Origin of the sequence: Dyadobacter sandarakinus, assembly GCF_016894445.1 — a bacterium.
Classification (GTDB): Bacteria; Bacteroidota; Bacteroidia; order Cytophagales; family Spirosomataceae; genus Dyadobacter; species Dyadobacter sandarakinus.
Genome location: NZ_CP056775.1, coordinates 1,764,505 through 1,784,014, shown reverse-complemented (window position 1 = coordinate 1,784,014; position 19,510 = coordinate 1,764,505). Strand labels below are relative to the sequence as shown.

The 19,510-nt window shown below is 52.4% G+C and carries 11 protein-coding genes; 9 read left to right on the top strand and 2 right to left on the bottom strand.

Features of this window, described 5'->3' with window-relative positions; translation table 11 throughout:
• Window positions 1-80 precede the first annotated feature (80 nt).
• From HWI92_RS07035 to HWI92_RS07015, 5 genes are all read left to right on the top strand, one after another.
• Window positions 81-4,289 carry a hybrid sensor histidine kinase/response regulator transcription factor gene (locus tag HWI92_RS07035; RefSeq protein ID WP_204662051.1) on the top strand — a complete coding sequence of 1,403 codons (4,209 nt, stop codon included), beginning with the start codon at window positions 81-83 and terminating at the stop codon, window positions 4,287-4,289.
• 267 nt (window positions 4,290-4,556) lie between these two features.
• Complete coding sequence (locus tag HWI92_RS07030) at window positions 4,557-7,685, top strand: SusC/RagA family TonB-linked outer membrane protein (RefSeq protein ID WP_204662048.1); 3,129 nt, start codon at window positions 4,557-4,559, stop codon at window positions 7,683-7,685.
• A 14-nt stretch (window positions 7,686-7,699) separates the two neighbouring features.
• Window positions 7,700-9,385, top strand: a complete 1,686-nt coding sequence (locus HWI92_RS07025; protein ID WP_204662045.1) for a RagB/SusD family nutrient uptake outer membrane protein — start codon at window positions 7,700-7,702, stop codon at window positions 9,383-9,385.
• Between the two features lie 87 nt (window positions 9,386-9,472).
• Entirely contained in the window at window positions 9,473-11,026 is a 1,554-nt protein-coding gene (locus HWI92_RS07020; protein ID WP_229249058.1) for a glycoside hydrolase, read from the top strand.
• Between the two features lie 94 nt (window positions 11,027-11,120).
• Entirely contained in the window at window positions 11,121-12,983 is a 1,863-nt protein-coding gene (locus tag HWI92_RS07015) for a T9SS type A sorting domain-containing protein (RefSeq protein ID WP_204662042.1), read from the top strand.
• Between the two features lie 21 nt (window positions 12,984-13,004).
• On the opposite strand, the gene HWI92_RS07010 is transcribed toward HWI92_RS07015, so the two are convergent.
• On the bottom strand, window positions 13,005-13,484 hold the full coding sequence (locus HWI92_RS07010) for a GNAT family N-acetyltransferase (protein ID WP_204662039.1): 480 nt from the start codon (window positions 13,482-13,484) through the stop codon (window positions 13,005-13,007).
• 136 nt (window positions 13,485-13,620) lie between these two features.
• Here HWI92_RS07010 and HWI92_RS07005 point away from each other — a divergent pair, with 136 nt between their 5' ends.
• From HWI92_RS07005 to HWI92_RS06990, 4 genes are all read left to right on the top strand, one after another.
• Window positions 13,621-15,069 carry an energy transducer TonB gene (locus HWI92_RS07005; RefSeq protein ID WP_204662036.1) on the top strand — a complete coding sequence of 483 codons (1,449 nt, stop codon included), beginning with the start codon at window positions 13,621-13,623 and terminating at the stop codon, window positions 15,067-15,069.
• Window positions 15,070-15,243: 174 nt separating this feature from the next.
• A complete protein-coding gene (locus tag HWI92_RS07000) occupies window positions 15,244-16,119 on the top strand; it encodes a manganese catalase family protein (RefSeq protein ID WP_204662033.1) in 876 nt (291 codons plus the stop codon).
• A 264-nt stretch (window positions 16,120-16,383) separates the two neighbouring features.
• Window positions 16,384-18,027 carry an arylsulfatase gene (locus tag HWI92_RS06995; protein ID WP_204662030.1) on the top strand — a complete coding sequence of 548 codons (1,644 nt, stop codon included), beginning with the start codon at window positions 16,384-16,386 and terminating at the stop codon, window positions 18,025-18,027.
• A 71-nt stretch (window positions 18,028-18,098) separates the two neighbouring features.
• Window positions 18,099-18,833: a thioredoxin domain-containing protein gene (locus tag HWI92_RS06990; protein ID WP_204662028.1), complete on the top strand. Its 735-nt coding sequence runs from the start codon at window positions 18,099-18,101 to the stop codon at window positions 18,831-18,833.
• 87 nt (window positions 18,834-18,920) lie between these two features.
• Here HWI92_RS06990 and HWI92_RS06985 read toward each other — a convergent pair whose 3' ends face one another.
• A complete protein-coding gene (locus HWI92_RS06985) occupies window positions 18,921-19,487 on the bottom strand; it encodes a DUF4256 domain-containing protein (protein ID WP_204662025.1) in 567 nt (188 codons plus the stop codon).
• Window positions 19,488-19,510 lie beyond the last annotated feature (23 nt).

The following is a 19,510-nucleotide window of genomic DNA, read 5'->3' as shown; positions in this document are numbered from 1 at the left end:
GGAAATACTTGCCCATCTGGCGGAGCTAATCAGAGATTACGCCGTAAATCCATTAACTTTATGTAAAGTAAATGTGAGATATGGATGTGTTTAGACTTGGGGCCAGGACTGGAAGCTATGTTTTGCTTCTCTTCCTGCTGGGCCTCAATTCTGTTTTCAGCTCTGCTGCGGAAAGCGGCCGGGTGCTTCAGTATTCATTGAGCCAGGGCCTGTCCTTCGGAATTGTGAACAGTATCGTGCAGGGCCCTGACGGCCTGATGTGGTTTGCCACAGGTGACGGTCTCAACCGCTTTGACGGTACTTCTTTCAAGGTTTTCAAGAACAATCCCGACGATCCCCGCAGCATTTCGGGGAATTACGTGAGATCGGTTTTCAGAGACCGGGAGGGTACCATCTGGACTACCTCCCGGAACGGGCTCAATGAGTTTGTAGCTGATCAGGAAACCTTCCGGCGGTACATACCCAGCCCCGGTGGCGGGTTGCCGGGGAATGATGTGAGCGATATTGCCCAGGCTGCCGGCGGCAACTTATGGGTTTCACTCAATGGGTCCGGCATTGCGCTTTTTGACAAGAAAACAGCTGCATTTACCTATTACAACAAGCGCACCCTGCCGGGACTTTCAACCAACTCCATCCTGAATGCATTTGAAGACTCGCGCGGAATGCTCTGGCTGGGTACGCGGGAGTCGGGTATAGAGGTATTTAAAAAAGGCAAAAACAAAGCTTTGCACAAGGCTTCCCTCGACCTGAAAAATGTACCTTCTGCGCGGATCAATGCAATTTTTGAAGATCACCTGCATAACATCTGGATCGCTTCTGCGAAGGGGCTGATCCTGTACAAGCGGTCATCGGGAGCGTTGCATGTGCTCCATTTGCCGGCCAATCTGCGCAGCGATATTTACCTGTCGCTTGCCAAGAACGATCGCGGCCAGCTGCTCGTCGGGTTGCAGGACGGCGGGCTTTATAGCCTCGATCTGGCCCAGGTAGGCGGGAGAGAGCCGGAAACTTTCGAGTTTGTGAAGGTAAATGACTCTGCAAATCAGGGTATTACCCAGCGGTCTGTGCAGGCCATATATATTGACCGTGACAAAAATACCTGGCTGGGTACTTACGGCGAGGGCGTGTACCTGATCAGCAGCATTCCGGCCAAGTTCCGGAGTTTTACCCGCAAGGTACAGGATAGCAGGGCAGAAAGTTACCTCAGGTATTACGGGATGTGCGTGGATGCCGACGGCTTCCTGTGGCTGGGAACGGATGGGGATGGTATTTATAAAACACGCACCAATGGTGAGATCGTCAGGCACTACGCGCGCAGCGACCGCCCCGGCGCACTCCGGGGCGGGGCGGTTATCGCTGCCCATGGAGGGCGCGACGGCCGGTTATGGTTCGGGACGTATGCCAGGGGCTTGTTTCTGTACGATCCTGCCAAAGAGACCTTCCGGCAGTTTGCCAATGATCCAAAAGACCCCGCCAGCCTGGCCAAAAATGATGTGAGGGTCATCTATGAGGACAAAAAAGGAAATATATGGGTGGGTACCAATGGGGGAGGGCTCGACCTGCTGGACAGGAAAACGGGCAGATTCAGACACTTCATTACCCGAAACAGCAATATCAACTCCAATGATGTGAGGGCCATCGCGGAGGATCACCGCGGGAACCTTTGGGTAGGGACTTACGGCGGCGGCCTCAATTACCTCCACGTGCCGACTATGAAGTTTACATCATTTTTAAATGATCCGCGCGGAGCCGTTTATCTTTCCAACCACATCATATTTTCCCTGTACTATGATGTCAAAAACCGATTGTGGGTAGGTACAGAAGGGAATGGACTGGTCGTTTTTGAGCCTGAAAAAGGCCGGGCCCAACATTTTACCGAAAAAAACGGGCTGCCCAATGATGTGGTGTACGCCATTCAGCCGGAAAGTGCAGACAAGGTCTGGTTCAGTACCAACAAAGGGTTGTCGCGCCTGGACATGGCCACACACCGCTTTGAGCATTATTATCAGAGCAACGGTTTGCAGGGCGGGCAGTTTAATCCCAATTCGGCCTTGTACAATCCCAAAGAAAAATCCATGGTATTTGGCGGTACGCAGGGCTGGAACCTCTTTTATCCTGCGGCCATCCGGGCCTCTGACTTCAAGCCGGACGTTATGCTCAGCGGATTGTCCCTTTTTGGTCAGGATGTACATATCGGGGAGGAGCGGGACGGGAATGTGATCCTGAAAAGCAAAATCTCCAGCCAGCAGGAAATTACCCTTCAGCCCGCCCAGTCCGTATTTACCATTGCGTATACTGCGCTCAATTACGCCTATCCTGACCTCAACAATTTTGCCTATCAGATGGAGGGGCTGGATAAAGACTGGAATTACGTAAAAAATGAAAGGTCAGCGACCTACCGCTATCTGCCGGCCGGAAATTATATCTTCAAGGTAAAAGCTGCCAATCAGGACGGTGTATGGTCTGAAAAGTTTGCCTCGCTCCATGTTCGGATCCTGCCGCCCTGGTACCAGACGTGGTGGGCTTACCTGCTGTACCTGGCTGCTGCGGGTTTGCTGATTTATTATTACCAGCAGTACAAAATCCGGCAGGCGCGTCTCCGGTACGAAGTGCAGCTGGCCCACTTTGAGACACGTAAAGAAAAAGAGCTGAATGAGAAGAAGCTGGCATTTTTCACCCACATCTCCCACGAGTTCCGTACACCGCTCACATTGATCATCAATCCGGTGCGGGAGCTGTTGCTGAAAGCCGATGCCCCTGATCCCGCCCGGGAAAGTCTGAACATTGTGTACCGCAATGCCAAGCGGCTGCTCAGCCTGGTGGATCAGCTGCTTCTTTTCCGCAAGGCCGACCTCCATGCCGACAAGCTGAACCCGGCCGTGTGCAATATTACGAGCCTCGGACTGGAAGTGTACCATTGCTTTACGCACCAGGCCGAGCAGCGCAACATTACCTATACGTTCACCAGCAGCGACGAGCATATGGAGATCGTCGCAGATCGTGAGAAGATCGAGATCGCCTTGTTCAACCTGCTTTCCAATGCGCTTAAATACACGCCTAAAAATGGGAGCGTAAGCCTCGGAATTGTGGACAAAGGTGAGCAGGTCGAAATCCGTGTGGCCGACAGTGGTCCGGGTATTCCTGAATCTGCAAGAGACAGCGTGTACAACGTTTTTCATCAGTTTCAGGATAAAAGTTCTCCCTCCAAGGGCGGGTTCGGGATCGGACTGTACCTGACCAAAACCTTCGTGGAAAGCCACTTTGGGGAAATTTCCTTTGACTCGGAGCCCGGTACCGGTACGGTGTTCAGTATCCTGCTCTACAAATCGCATCCCGCACTGATTGCAGAAAATGCGCCTGCTGTCACTCCGGAAGGTAACTCGGTACTGCTGGAAGAACTTTCAGAAGGAGAGGTGATGCTCGCGGCATCGGCTATTCCGAGCCAGCAGATGATCATGGAGGAACTCAGCTCCGACATCAAAACCATGCTGATCGTGGAGGATGACGAGGATATCCGGCAATACATCGGTCAGGCTTTTGCGGGCCAGTTCAAGCTTTTACAGGCAGGAAATGCGGAGGACGGCCTTTCGCTCGTCCGTAAACATGTACCCGACATCGTGATCAGTGACGTGATGATGGGGGGCATGAGCGGTATCGATATGTGCCTGCAGATCAAAACTGACGTGACGCTGAGCCACATTCCGGTGGTACTGCTCACAGCTAGCACTTCCCAGGAGAACCGGCTGAAAGGCATTGAAGGCGGAGCGGATGATTATATCAGCAAACCGTTCGACAAGGAGATGCTGGTAGCCCGGATCAATGCGATCCTCAAAGGGCGGAGCGATCTGCAGCGGTATTTTTACAATGAAATCACTCTGCAGGCCAATGACTTCAAAATTTCCGCCGAGTACAAGGAGTTTCTAAAAGAATGCATCCGGGTTGTTGAAAGTCATCTTACTGACCCTGAATTTTCCATTAAGGTACTGGCGGCCGAGATCGGCATGAGCCACTCTACATTGTATAATCGAATCAAGGCCATTTCGGGCCAGTCAACCAACAGCTTCATCCGCTTCATCCGCCTGCGCCGGGCTGCGCAGATGCTTATTACTACCGACATCACGATTTCGGAAGTATCCTACCAGGTCGGGATCAATGACATCAAGTATTTCCGGGAGCAGTTCTTCAAACTGTTTGGCATGAAGCCTTCCGAGTACGTCAAGAAATTCCGGAACCCATTTCACGTCAGCGCTCATGTAAATCGGGGTGTTTTTCAGAATAAAGTAGAGGAATAAGCCGTCAGGGCAGGGCTGCCGGGTGCCGCGCCATCCTGCCAGTGTTGTTGCTCCAATTTTGCGCCGAAATTTCATATTTCGGGGTAGCAGTAGCATTATACTGCTAAAATGTAGCTTTTCACCCCCCGAAAAAATAGCTTCTTACCGATTTGCCCCCTCTTTAATGTGAGAATGTCCCCTGCTGGTCGGATACAAATAATCCTACTTTTGATTGGTCTTTTTATAAAAGCTGACGACCAATTATACCCATTTTCAAATCCATTATTTATGATGAAATTTTTTCAAAAGCGCAGCGCATCGCCACGTTTGTTCCGCGGAACCGTGCGACCGGCGCGCATGCTCCTAGCCTTTTTCCTGGGAATGACCGCCCTCTGCGGTTTTGCCCAAACCACCCTTACGGTAACAGGTACCGTCACGGCCGAAAACGGGGAAACGCTTCCGGGAGCAAGCGTGATCCTGAAAGGAACATCCACCGGTACCACTACGGATGCCGACGGCAAGTATTCCCTCAGTCTTGCCGATGGCAATGGTACGCTCGTGTTTACCTACATCGGGTATGTGAACCAGGAGGTGCCGGTCACCAGCCGCAGTGTGATCGACGTCAAGCTGCTTACCAATGATAAAACCCTGGATGAGATCGTGGTCGTAGGATATGGTACGCAGAAAAAAGCGACGCTCACCGGCTCGGTATCGGAAGTAAAAGGAGCGGATATCGTCAAAAGTCCGCAGCCCAACCTGTCCAACTCGCTAGCGGGACGTTTCTCGGGCTTCGTGGCCAATAACCGCGGCGGCGAGCCGGGGTATGATGGTTCCAGCTACACGATCCGCGGCTTTGCATCCACAGGTAATAATGATGTGCTGATCGTGGTGGACGGAATTCCCGGCCAGGTTGGCGGACTCGAGCGCATTGATCCCAATGATATTGAAAGCATTTCCATCCTGAAAGATGCCTCTGCGGCAGTGTACGGGAGCCGGGCCGCCAACGGTGTGATCCTGATCACGACCAAGCGCGGTACCACGGGCAAGCCGGTGATTTCGTACAGCTTCAACCAGGGTTTTTCATCGCCCACGCGCCTGCCGAAGCTGGCCAATGCAGGCACATATGCAACGATCCTCAACGAAATCGACTACTATAACAATCCTGCGGGCGGCATGAACCAGTATTACACCGCCGAGGAAATTGAGAAGTTCAGGAGCGGTTCTGACCCGATCAATTATCCGAATACCGACTGGCAGAAAGAAACGCTGAAAAGCTTTGCCTTGCAGAACCAGCATAACCTGGGCATCAATGGCGGTACCGAAAATGTGAAATACTATGTGTCGCTGGGGACGATCTACCAGGATGGTTTGTATAAAAACGGCGCTACCAAGTACAAGCAATACAACTTCCGCTCCAATATTGATGCCAATGTCACGAAGGATTTTCAGGTAAGCCTTTCTCTCTCAGGCCGCCAGGAAAACCGCCAGTTCCCGATTTCTTCAGCCGGCAATACGTTCCGCTCCATTTACCGGGCATACCCGACTGTTCTTGCGCGCTACCCGAATGGAAACTACTCCACCGGTGTTGAAAACAGCAATCCGGTCGTGCTGGGAACCGACCTGGGTGGTACTGTAAACAATCCCACTTCGGTTTTTAACGGGATTCTGAAGGCGAGCTACCATCTGCCTTTTATTGAAGGATTATCCATTGACGGATTTTACTCCGTAGACAAGTCTTTCAATTTTTCAAAAAGCTTCAGTATTCCGTATACATTGTACGGCTACGATGCTGCCAGCGGCGCTTACTCACCCGTGGTGACGGGCGGATCAGCAGGTGCGGCTTCGCTCACCCAGTCGCAGGTGAACATTACCAACATCACTCAGAACCTGCGCCTCAACTATGTCCGGCAATTTGGCGGGCATCATGTGAATGCATTTGCAGCCTACGAGCAGAATAAGCGTAACGAAAGTTCCTTCGGAGCTTCCCGCATCAACTTCCCGACGGCTTCCACGCCGGAACTTTCACAGGGAGGCGCCGCGGCTACCGACAAGAATAACTCCGGCAGCAGCTACAACTTCACGCGAAAAAGCTTTATAGGCCGTATCGCATACGATTTTGAAGAAAAATACCTGGCCGAAGTACAGGCCCGTGTCGACGGTTCGTCGGTGTTCCCGAAAGGCAAGCAGTACGGATTTTTCCCGTCGGTGTCTGTGGGCTACCGGATTTCCCAGGAGGACTGGTTTAAAAACAATGTGAACTTTGTCAATGATCTGAAATTCAGGGCCTCTTATGGTTCGCTGGGGAATGATAACGTAGGACAGTTCCAGTTTTACAACAACTATTCCTTCAACAACCAGTATGTTCTTGGCTCAAATGTGATCACACCGGGCATCGACCTGACCAAGCTGGCCAACCCTGATATTACCTGGGAGGTGGCGAAGAAAATGGACCTGGGTATCAATGCGGTTTTCCTCAAAAATTTCAGCCTTGAATTTATCTACTTCCAACAAAAACGCTCGGATATACTGGCAGCGCGCAATGCATCCATTCCGAATGTATCGGGTATTGTAAACCCTTACGGTTCAGGCGCGCTCGTTCCTGACCAGAACATCGGGAAGGTCAACAGTTCGGGTGTGGAGGCTACTTTGGGCTACAACCATGCAGGAGCATTCCGCTACGGTATCTCAGGGAACATTACGTATGCCAAAAGTAAAATCGTCTTTATTGACGAGGCTCCCGGCCTGCTCGACTACCAGCGCCAGACCGGCGGCCCGCTGTATACCAACCTGCTGTACAATGCAATCGGTATATTCCGCAGCCAGGCCGACCTGGATGCCCACCCTCACCTTCAGGGCGCACAGCTTGGCGACCTGATCTACGAAGATCATAATGGCGACGGGCAGATCACTGCCGACGACCAGACGCGCACACCTTACGGAAACGTGCCGCTGCTTACCTACGGCATGGTGCTCAATGCGGGCTACAAGGCTTTCGATGCATCAGTCGTGTTTTCAGGTCAGGGAATGGTGAGCCAGTACGTGCTGCCGGAGTCGGGCCAGGTAGGGAACTTCTACAGCAGCTGGGCCGATAACCGGTGGAGCCCGACCAATCCCGATGGCAGCTATCCGCGTGTCGATACCCGTGCATCCTCGTCGGTCAATGGCGGGTTGTACAACAGTACTTTCTGGCTGAACAATGCTTCATTCCTTCGTCTGAAAAATGTGGAAATCGGCTACACGCTTCCGAAAGCGGCATTGAGCAAGATCAAGATCGCGTCGCTGCGCATCTATGCCAGTGCGTTCAACCTCTTTACCATCACCAGCGTGAAGGATTATGATCCGGAAGGCAACAGCAACAGCGGACAGTTTTACCCGCAGCAGCGCATCCTGAACCTCGGTCTGAATATTAAGTTTTAATTGAAAATTGAAATATGATCAAGCAAGTAAAAAATATATCGATCACATCCTGCCTGCTGTCGCTGACCCTGCTTTTCAGCGGTTGCAAGGAAAATTTCCTGGATGTAGTACCTACCGACCGGGTTTCCGACGCCTCCATTTTGTCCGACTCGGTACTGTTTGAAGCTTATGTGGTGAACCGCTACATGGGCACCCGGCTCACCGATAAGGAAGCGGAGGGAACATTGCCCGGCTTCGGACGCGGATTTGAGTACGCCATGTGGTCGTCGCTCACGGATGAGTCCATTTACAATAACGACGACAATACCTGGCTGATCCAGCGCGGGCAGATCGCTCCGGAAAATACGGGCATCGCGGGTACCATCTGGGGCAGGAGCTACCGGAGCATTCGCGAGATCAACTATGCGCTGGCCAATCTGGCCCAGGTTCCCATGAGCGAAGGCAGGAGAAACCGCCTGCGTGGCGAACTGCAGTTCCTGCGCGCTTTCCGCTACCACGACCTGGTGCGCAATTACGGCGAGGTGGTACTGGTGGGTGACAAGGTGTATGAGCTCGGCGATGATCTTACCAATATGGAGCTTTTTAACCGTTCCGAGATCAAGGCGGGGATTGAATACATTGCTGCACAGCTGGACGAAGCCGCTGCATTGCTGCCGTCGGATAATGACAATAATGCCTGGAAGCTGGGCCGTGCGACCAAAGGTGCCGCACTGGCATTGAAGTCGAGGACACTGCTGTACGGCGCGAGCCCGCTCTACAATGCAGCGACCTGGCAGCAGGCTTCCGCAGCTGCCAAAGCGGTGATGGATTTGAACAAATACACCCTCTACACCGGTGGCTACGGCAAGTTATTTATCACCAATGATAACCCTGAGATCATTTTCGGGCGCCTGTATGCGCCCGGCGCGCGCCACGTGTGCCTTGAAATCGCCAACGGTCCCAACAGCTACAATGCGTGGGGCGGTAATGTGCCGGTACAAAACCTGGTGGACGACTACGAGATGATGGATGGTACCAGGGTTGATGATGCCAAAACAAGCTACAATCCGCAGAACCCCTATGTAGGCCGTGATCCACGGTTTTACGAAACGATCCTGTACAATGGTGCCACCTACCGGGGCAGTACGATCCAGACTTATACGCCCGGCGGCAAAGACAGCAAGGATGGCCCTTCGAACTGGAATACTTCCAAAACAGGCTACTACCTGCGTAAATTCATGAACGATAACCTGCCGATAGACAATCCGTGGGATGTGGCGGGTACACAAACCTGGATCTACTTCCGCTATGCTGAAATCCTGCTGAACTATGCCGAGGCCCAGAATGAAGCTTCCGGCCCGGATGCATCCGTGTACGCGGCGATCAATGCAGTGCGGCAGCGCCCGGGCGTGATGATGCCGGTGATCCCTGCCGGATTGTCGCAGGCGCAGATGCGCGAGCGTATCCGCAACGAGCGCCGGGTGGAGCTCGCGTTTGAAGAACACCGCTACTACGATGTACGACGCTGGAAAACCGCACCCGTAGTAGAGAATACCCCTGCCTACGGCATCGAGATAGGCAGAAGCGGCAACGCATTTACCTACAAGCAGAAAGAAGCGCTCACCGGAAAATCGTTCAGTGAGAAGCAGTACTGGTTGCCCATTCCGAGATCGGAAATCCAGGCATCCAACAACAAGCTTGAACAAAACCCAGGCTACTAACGGTAGAAACGAAGGTGCGGCGTACTGTATTAAGAACACGGTACGCCGCCTTTTTTTATTTATTATAAAAATTCATAATTCCGATCCTTGAAACCATCCCGTAAACTTTTATCAGCCCTTGTACTGGGGTTCTTTCTGGAATCCTGCATGGGTACCGACCCGGGTGCCTCGGGCGTCCAGGTGAATGCTCAGCCGGTTACCGTCACGCTCACTGCCGGAAAACAATATCAAACCATCAGCCACTTCGGCGGGTCGGATGCATGGGCCTGCCAGTTTGTGGGCACCTGGCCGGACGCAAAGCGCAATGCACTTGCCGATCTGCTTTTCAGCAGGGATACCCTGGCAGGCGGCCAGCCCAAAGGCATTGGCCTGTCGCTGTGGCGCTTCAATATCGGAGCGGGTACGGCTGAACAGGGCGCAGCCAGCGACATCCGCGATGAATGGAGGCGGGCGGAATCTTTCCTGAATGCCGACGGTACTACCTACAACTGGGACAAGCAGGCAGGGCAGGTCTGGTTTTTAGAGGCTGCCCGCAAACGCGGCGTACCCGAGTTCCTGGTTTTCCCAAACAGTCCGCCGGTACAATTTACCATCAACAAAAAAGGCTATGCCCATGCCGGCAAGCCCAACCTGACGGCTGAAAACTTCGGCCTCTATGCCGACTTCCTCGCCAGTGTGATCGCCGGTATTCAGAAAAAAACGGGCGTGACGATCCAGTACATCAGTCCGGTCAATGAGCCGCAGTGGGACTGGAGCGACGCAGGTCAGGAGGGAACACCATTTTACAACAATGAAATCGCCGGCATTGTACGCGCCCTCAGTGCCTCGCTGGTGAAGGCAAAGCTGCCTGCAAAGATTAACATCGCCGAGGCAGGGCAGATCGACTACCTGTACTCGCCTTTTAACAAGCAGGGCAGAGGCAACCAGATCCATGCTTTTTTTGACAAAACATCCCCGGATTACATCGGCAGCCTGCCCAACCTTGCCCAGGCAATATCGGGACATAGCTACTTCACTACATCGCCCTACAACCAGGCTTCGCAGAAGCGCCGTGAACTCGCTGCGGCCGTCGCGAAGGTACCGGGCCTGCAATACTGGATGTCCGAATACTGTATTCTGGGAGATAATGATGGTGAAATCCAGGGCAATGGAAAAGACCTCGGGATAGACGCTGCATTGTACGTGGCGAAAGTGATACACAATGATCTGGTCAATGCCAATGCAAGCGCGTGGCACTGGTGGACTTCCATATCAGCCTACAACTATAAGGACGGGCTTGTTTATATCGATAAAAACAAAACGGACGGAAATTTTGAAGCATCCAAGATGTTGTGGACGCTGGGAAATTACAGCCGCTTTGTGCGTCCGGGTGCTACGCGGATCGATGTGTCCGATCAGCCAGGCCTGCTGATTTCTGCCTATAAAAACGTAAATAACCAGCTGGTGGCCGTAATTGTGAATGAGCAGAAAGAAAAAGCCGCAATCGATCTGAAAGCACAGGATTTTCAATTTTCTAACGTAAAAATTTTTCGAACCTCAGCGCAGGAAGATCTGAAACCGGTTGCTGCTGACAATGAAGAAAATACCATCATAGCCGAAGGGAGAAGCATCACCACCATTGTTGCGGATATTATTCATTAAAGTGTGCAGGTGAGGCCAAATGTCGGGAAGTAGGGTAGTATAAATTCTGTTATACTTGGTTATATTTACAAACAGGCATATACCAATATTAACTATGAAAAAAATACTACAGTTTTCTCCGGCATTTTACCGGCATTATCAATGCGTTTTGGCGCTACTATGCACGCTCGCCATCAGTACAACCCATGCAGCCGAGCTTCCTTTCAGGGATGATTTTGACAGGACGAAATTAGGAGAGGACTGGATTGCCGACGAGAACTGGTCTGTCGTAAGCGGCTCGGCCTACAATCCCAATGATTACGGGTCGCTGCTCACCTCGGGCTCCTTCAATGCCAGCTCCTATGTGATCGAAACTTCGGTAAAAGGCCTGTCGGGTTCGTACTGGCGCGAATTCAGGCTCCTCTTTGGCCAGGCCAGCACTTCCAGCTCCCGCGCCTATGTCCTCAGCTACAGTCCCGATTCGGGCGGGCAGCTCATTCTGGGCCGGTCTACGGACAACGTGTACTATCCCGAGCGCCTGGATGCGGTAAGTATTTTTCCAGCCCTCGAAGATGCCAGGTGGTACAAGTTCAAAATCTCCCGTTATCGCAGCGGCCTGATCCAGGTTTTTCTTGACAAAGGGGATGGATACAGCAAGTTTCCTATCCTGGAAGCCATTGACCAGACCTATTCCCAGCTGGGACATTTCGGCTGGATGGTGTCAACACAGACGGCCGGGCTGGATTTCTTTGTGGGATGGATCGATGCACGGGCACCCCAAAGTGAAAAGCCCGCAGTGCCTGAAAAGCCGGGCGAAGACGATCTTATCACCCAGGTATCTGCTGTAAGCGGGCGTCCGTATCCGGTGGCAAAGCTCCGGAATGGAGCCAAAGTATATTCCGACCGTGACTACCAGGTTACATCTGTGCCTTCCTATATGCAGGGTGCTTCGTTTATACAAACTTCCATGGAAGACAAAAGCCAGACACCCGACGCCTGGCTGACTACTTTTATGAAAAAGCAGGTGATCGTGTACGTTGCGTATGATTCGCGCGCCACGGTGCTGCCCGCATGGTTACAGGGCTGGCACAAAACCGGTGATGTCATCGGTACGAGCGATGCTGCATTGAAATCCCTGGATGTGTACAGCAAGGAAACGGAGTTCTGGGATATATATCCGCGGCCCTTTATCCTGGGCGCAAACCTGGGACTGCCAGCGCAGGGAGCCAAAGCCAATTACCTGGTTGCTGCCGTAGAGCAACCCACCGGCTTAAACCTGGAAGCAGAGGATGCAACTTTATCAGGCGTAGTGAAGGCCAATGATCACAGTTTCTACACAGGGAGCGGCTTTGCCGATTTTATCAATAAAAACAACGACTACATTGAATGGAACGTGCAGATAGGCTCCCCGGGAACGTACAGTGTAGGCTTCAAGTTTGCAAATGCCAGCACGCCGCGCACGCTTGCATTGTCCGTGGACGGTGTGCCTTCGGGCAACCTCACCTTTATTACCCTGACCAGCTGGGATAGCTGGGCATTCTACTCGGCCACGCGAATTTTCCTTAAACCGGGCACGCACAAGATCCGTGTCGCGGCAAATGGTACCAGCGGTCCGAATATCGATTACCTGAGTCTAAGCTTTTTCTCGGCGGATCCGGCGGATGCCTACAAGGGTGCACTTGCCCGGATTGCCGGTCCTGAATTCATCCCGGCAGTACGGCAGGAGGAGGCCGCGATGGCTTACCCCAATCCTTTCCAGCAGCAGACAACCATTTCCTACCATCTTCCCGAGCCGGGCAAGGTGAAGCTCGCTGTTTACAGCACTGACGGAAAAATGCAGCAGGTGCTGGTAGATGCGGTGCAGGATGCCGGCAGGCACGAGGTGGAGTTCAAGGCAGGTTCGCTGGCTACCGGGCTTTACCTTTACCAGCTTACCCACGGTCAGTCCATCACGGTCGGCAAGGTGCTGAAACATTAAACAGGAAGGCCGGTGCGGTATTTACTGCCGTACCGGCGCATCCGTGCTGAGGCGCATTTCGGTCAGGTGCTTCTTAAATCCTACCTTCTCATAAGCAGCGATGGCCGGTGCATTTTCGGCATATACCTGCAGTCTTACTTCATACAGCCCTTTCGAATAGGCCCATCGTACCAGTTCCGCGATGATCATGCTGTTGATACCCTTGCCGCGATGGGCAGGCTGTACATACATAAATCCCAGGAATGCATATTGCTTAAAGTGGTTGTAGGGCCTGGCAGGCATAATGCGTGCATTGCCTGATCCGATGAGCTCACCATTCAGCTCGGCCACGATCACGGCAGCCTGCTCGTTAGCAATCATGACTTCCAGATTATAGTAGTGGAAATCGCCGCTCACAAAAGTTTCGTCGAAGGGTCTTTCTGCTTCAATGATCCCCTGTTCAAATGCCAGTAAAGCTGGCAGTTCCCCGGCGCGTGCTTCCCGGATAATAATGTCACTCATAGCAGTTTGGTTTTTTGTAAAAATAAAATAATTCACACAGCGCAATGCCGAATAGTAAATAACGCTGCAATCCCGGTAGCTGGCCGCATTGGGCGGCAGCCCGTTTTTATATTTGTGCTTACCTACTCATCTACTTATGAAATTGCTTCTAACCATCATGATCCTGGCTGCGCTTCCCGCACTTGCACAGGATCCCCTGCAGCCGCACGAAGTTACGCGGCAGGCTGTGCCGACAGGCGGCATTCAGGTGCTGAACCAGTTTATTTCAAGTAATCTCCGGATCCCTTTCACCAGTGCGCTCGGCGGGATCAATAGCCGGGTGTACCTCAAAGGTGTGGTGGAGCCCGACGGCAGTATGACCGGCATCGAGGTCACCCGCGGCATTGATCCTCAGTGTGACGAGGAGGCCAAAAGGGTACTGGGTCTTTACAAAGCCTGGACACCCGCCGAACTGAATGGAAAGCCAGCGCGGCAGATCGTACACTTCCCGATTACATTCAGGGAGGATCCCAAAACCAGCTTTGACAGCTCCATGCATGCCATGGTCATTTATCTGGACAATAAATTCCGCCTCACCGACCAGCCTGACAAAGCTGAATTCCGCCGCATTCTATCGGTTAATGAGGATGGATATGTAAACAAGGATGTGCGTTTTGACGAGCGGCGGGGCAACAAATGGAAGCCGCTTTTCACTGTGCCTTTCAGAAAGCAAAGCATGTATTACAAAAACGAGTACGTGCGTACCATCACCGACTCTGTAAAGTCTTACCGCATTTTTGTACAGGATCAAAACCTGGCCAGCTATGCGCCGGAGGCAGTTTTCAGTGAAGACGGCCGCCTGCTCGCATTCACACAGATCGACGAGCATGGAAAAACTTCCCTGCGGAAAGAGTTTGATCTCAATGGCTTGCTGCGCGAAATGCATATCCATGATGATAGTACGGACACCGAAGTGCGCTGGTACTCCAACGGACAGATACGCAGCGTGGTAATACATCCGGCCAACAAGCCCGCAATCAAAGGGACCGACATGTACTCCGATGCCTGGGAGCCCGACGGAACCCAGAACCTGAAAGATGGAAACGGCTACTGGCGCGCCATGGGCCTGGATTATGAGCACAAGCCGCTGCTGGAAGAAGGGCGGATCGTATCGGGGGCAAAAAGCGGAGTCTGGACGGGCAAGCGGCCGGATAGTACCCTGCATTACAGGGAATTTTACCATAATGGCATGCTTGAAAAAGGCGTATCCTACTACGGCACCGACTCGGTTACCTATTCAAACCCCGTAAAGCAACCCGAGTTCAAGGGCGGGATTAATGCATTTTACAGGTATCTCGCTCAAAATATCCGCTATCCCGGCGAGGCTGCCCGGCGGGGTGCTGTGGGGAAGGTCATGCTTACTTTCGTGGTTTGCGAGGATGGTACCATGTGCGATTACAAAGTGCTGAACAGCATTGGTTTCGGGCTGGACGAAGAGGCACTCCGGGTGGTCAAAGGAATGAACGGAATGTGGAATCCGGGAGAGATGCGCGGGAAAACGGTGCGGGTGCAGTATAACCTTCCGATTAATTTTCAGTTGAATTAGCAAGCACAGAGCGGTGGTGCATTAGAAACAAATGTTTAACTGACAATCAGTTTCTTATTACTATTTCATGCATGCAATGATGGAAAATAAAAAAAATAATTTGCAGGCAGGGTACATGGTGTGGCATACATTTTGTCTAAGGCGTGGCTTTTCACAAACTAAAAAGCAACGTCTATGTTTTACCACGATGGAAAACTCCAGTACCATGTAAGGGTTGACAAGCCCAATCCGCAATTTGCAAAACTTCTTCAGCAGGCGATCGGCGGGATAGAAGGTGAAATGAGAGTTTGTCTGCAGTACCTGTTCCAGGCCTGGAATTCCCGGGGTCCGCAGAAATACCGCGACATGCTCCTCGAAACCGGAACCGAGGAAATTGCGCATATCGAAATGCTTGCCACAGCCGTTTGTCTGAATCTCGAAGGTTCATCAACTGCGGTAAAAGATGAAATGGTTGCTTCCAATCCCATGGTTGAAGCTGTTATGGGCGGTCGCGATCCGCGCCATATCCTGTCTGCCGGACTGGGTGCCATGGCCGCCGATGCGAATGGCGTACCTTTCAACGGATCGTGGGTGGTGAGCAGCGGCAACATTGCAGCCGATATGCATGCCAACGTGATGGCCGAAACCACCGGCCGGGTACTTGCTACCAGACTGTACGAAATGACGGATGATGCGGGTATGAAGGATATGCTGGCATTTCTGATTGCCCGTGACACCATGCACCAGAACCAGTGGATGGCCGTACTCGAAGAGCTGGGCGTAAACCAGACCTACCCGATACCAAACAGTTTCCCTGAAAGTCTGCAGAACCAGGATGTGGCCTACAAGTTTGTTACGACCCGTGTGGATGGTGACTCCATGGCCCGTGGGCGCTGGACGGAAGGTACTTCCATTGATGGAAAAGGCATTTTTACGGTTGAACCCGGTGTGCCTGTGGGCGGCGTACCCAAGTTGTCACCTGCCGATAAGGAGGTACACGGACAAGTTGAGCAGGGTGTAAGGCCGGACGATGGCTTCATCGATAAGGTAAAGGACTTCATTACAAGCTAGGGATGTGCATTGCTTAGAGTAAGTTCTTGAAAAAGCCCGTTCTGCATCAGGGAGAACGGGCTTTTTCATGGGTAAAGTTGATGCAAACATCTCAAAATTCGGACGTATTGCTTTTTTGTTTCGTTATTAAAACTTTACTTTGTCTATAAGTTTAATAGGATACTCTGTTAACCACCAGCAGAACCTTTTTTTACACGTTATTCTCTGAGCATTCCGGGGTACGCTCCGGAATGTGGGATGATTGCTAAACAAAGTGGTTAACAAATGAAGTTTTCTACACTCCTTGTGCTTGCCCTTGCGGGTACCTCCGCATTTGCCCAAAAGAAATCACCTGCCGACACCCGGCCCAACATCATTCTCGTCATGGTGGATGACCTCGGTTATTCCGATCTTGGCGCTTACGGCTCCGAAGTCAGGACACCGAACATTGACCAGCTGGCAGGTGAAGGCATTCGTTTCCGCGAGTTTTATAATAATTCCATTTGTGCACCTACACGTGCATCGCTGATCACCGGTCAGTACCCGCACAAAGCCGGGGTGGGGTATTTCAATGTTAACCTCGGCCTGCCTGCCTACCAGGGATACCTGAACAAAGAGTCACTCACATTCGGAGAAGTACTTCAGAATGCGGGTTACAGCACGATTCTGAGTGGTAAGTGGCATGTGGGAAATGACAGTCTTGCCTGGCCCAACCAGCGCGGCTTCGACCATTTTTACGGATTTATCAATGGTGCCAGCAATTACTATGATCTTGGTAAATACGGAAAAGGTCCCAAGGTGGAGCTTGTGGAAGACAACCGCCGCATAAACCTGCCCGCTGATAAATACCTGACCGATGAGATCACCGACCACGCCATTTCCTACCTCGAAGAGCAAAGCAAAACACCGAAACCTTTCTTCCTGTACCTGGCCTACAATGCACCTCACTGGCCTTTGCAGGCACCGGAGGAGGATATTGCCAGATACAAAGGCCGGTACAGCATTGGCTGGGACTCGCTCCGCCAGGAACGTCTCTCCCGGCAAAAGGCCATCGGCATAGCCGACCCCCGCCAGTCACTCGCCCAGCGTGATGCAGATGTGGTGCCCTGGGACAATGTGCCCTACGACGAAAAACTGCTCTGGGAGCGGAAAATGGAGATTTATGCAGCAATGATCGATCGGGTTGATCAGAACATCGGCAAGCTCCGCGAAAAGCTGAAAGCATTGAAAAAGGATGATAATACAATGATTATCCTGATTTCAGACAATGGTGCACAGGGCGGCTATGCAGGCTTGTCGCCCCGGCGGCCGCAACGCAATACCGGTCCGGCAGGTACCGCAGGCTCCTACGTGTACCAGGACCAGCCGTGGGCGTACGTCTCCAACACGCCGCACGCCAGCTATAAGAACAATATGCACGAGGGGGGGATCAGTGCTCCGTTTATTGCCTGGTTTCCAAAGCAGATCAAAGGCGGTACCATCACCAAAGGTACAGGCCACCTGATTGACCTTGCACCAACTTTCTATGATCTGGCCAAAGCTACCTATCCTGTAACCTATAAGGGTGTCAAAACAAATGCATTACCTGGAAAAAGCCTGGTGCCTGTGCTTACCGGTAAAAGTGCCGAAGTGGACCGGGCCGGCGAACCGATCTGCTGGGAACGCGCCGGTAACCGGGCGGTGCGCAAGGGCAAATGGAAGATTGTATCCACTTTTCCGGCCTATAAATGGGAGCTGTACGACCTGGAAACGGATCGGGGCGAGACCGCCGATCTGGCTGCAAGCCGCACCGAAATCGTCAATGAACTTTCCTCCGACTATGCCAAATGGGCCGAGCGCACCGGGGTAGTGGATTATGACAAGATAAAGCCTGCTACTCCGCTCGGTGGAGTAGTTGCACAGCCCAACCGCAGGCCGCCTACTTTTTAAGAAGTTATTGAGGCACCAGCGACCGACTCCGGAATACACAAATCCATTTCAAACGATTAACCAACCAGAAAATGAAAATGTTTAGATCCTTTATTGCATTGTTGTTTACTGCCGCGATGGTGACGGGAGTGTCTGCACAAACGAAAAAACGGGAGCTGCTGTCCTTCGCCGACTTTGAGGCAAAACTGAAATCGGCAGGTAAGAACGCACAGATCCTGGATGCCCGCCTGCCTGAGGAGTACGTTCAGAACCATTTGGAAGGTGCCGTCAGTTTCAGCGTGGCCGATGCGGCTGATTTTGAAAAACAGACTGCAAAGCTCAGCAAAGACAAACCCACCTTTATTTACTCCATCGGAAATGGCAGGAGCGGCGTCCTTGCGGAACAGCTGCGTGAGGCCGGTTTCAGGGACGTGACCGAAGTGCCCGGCGGACTCAGCAAGTGGATCGGGCTGGGCCGGCCGGTGATCTCGACAACCGGCAAGGGATTGTCGCTGGACGAATATCAGGCTTCACTCAAAAGTGACAAGCTGGTGCTGGTAGATTTTGGTTCACGCTATTGCCCGGGCTGCAAAAAACTCGATCCCGTCATCGACAGCATCAAAACCGAGCAGGCATCCCAGGTTAAGGTCATCAAAATTGAAGCTTACGAAAACAAAAGCCTCGTGAAAGAGCTGGGCGTGGTAGGCCTGCCTACTTTGGTTTTGTATAAAAACAATGAAATCGTCTGGCAGAAAAAGGGAGGCGCCACGAAAGCGGAGATTGAGACTGCGCTCAGCAGTCAGGCTTTCCAGCTTGTGAAAAAATAATAGAGGATTACTGAAAAAGATCGGGGCCGGTACGCCGGCCCCGATCTTTTTTTGCCCTAACCAGCCTGAAAAGACAGGCCGCACTCTCTATACCCGCAGTACTCCCCGAAACCCACGGGCCGCGTAGTACGAATCAGCGCCATTGTGGTAGATGAACACCCGGTTGAAACGCCGGTCGCCGAAGATCGCGCCGCCGAGCTTGCGGGTATCTGCCGGTGTTTTAAGCCAACTCGACGTTTTGGTGTCAAAGCTGCCGAGCTGCTGCAACTGCTGGTACTGTTCCTCGGTCAGCAGTTCAATGCCCATTTCGGCAGCCCGGTTCACGGCGCTGTCGGCGGGCTTGTTGGCCTTCCGTGCTTCCAGCGCCTCATGATCGTAGCAAAAGCTTCTCCGGTCTTTAGGACTTTCCGCAGCACAGTCGAAAAAAATGTATTCATCCGTCGCTTTGTCATAGCCCACCACGTCGGGCTCGCCACCGGTTTCTTCCATTTCGTCCAGTGACCATAATTTTTCAGGGTCGGCTTCCAGCTTCGCCTGCACAGCGTCCCAGCTGAGTGCCTGGTGGCGGTTTTTGTTTTTTTCAAAACGGGCTTTCAACGTGTTCAGCAACGCTTCGCGCCGGTCTGGCGGCAGTGCTCTTGGTGGTTTACTCATATGGCTCACAGTGTTATTGGGAT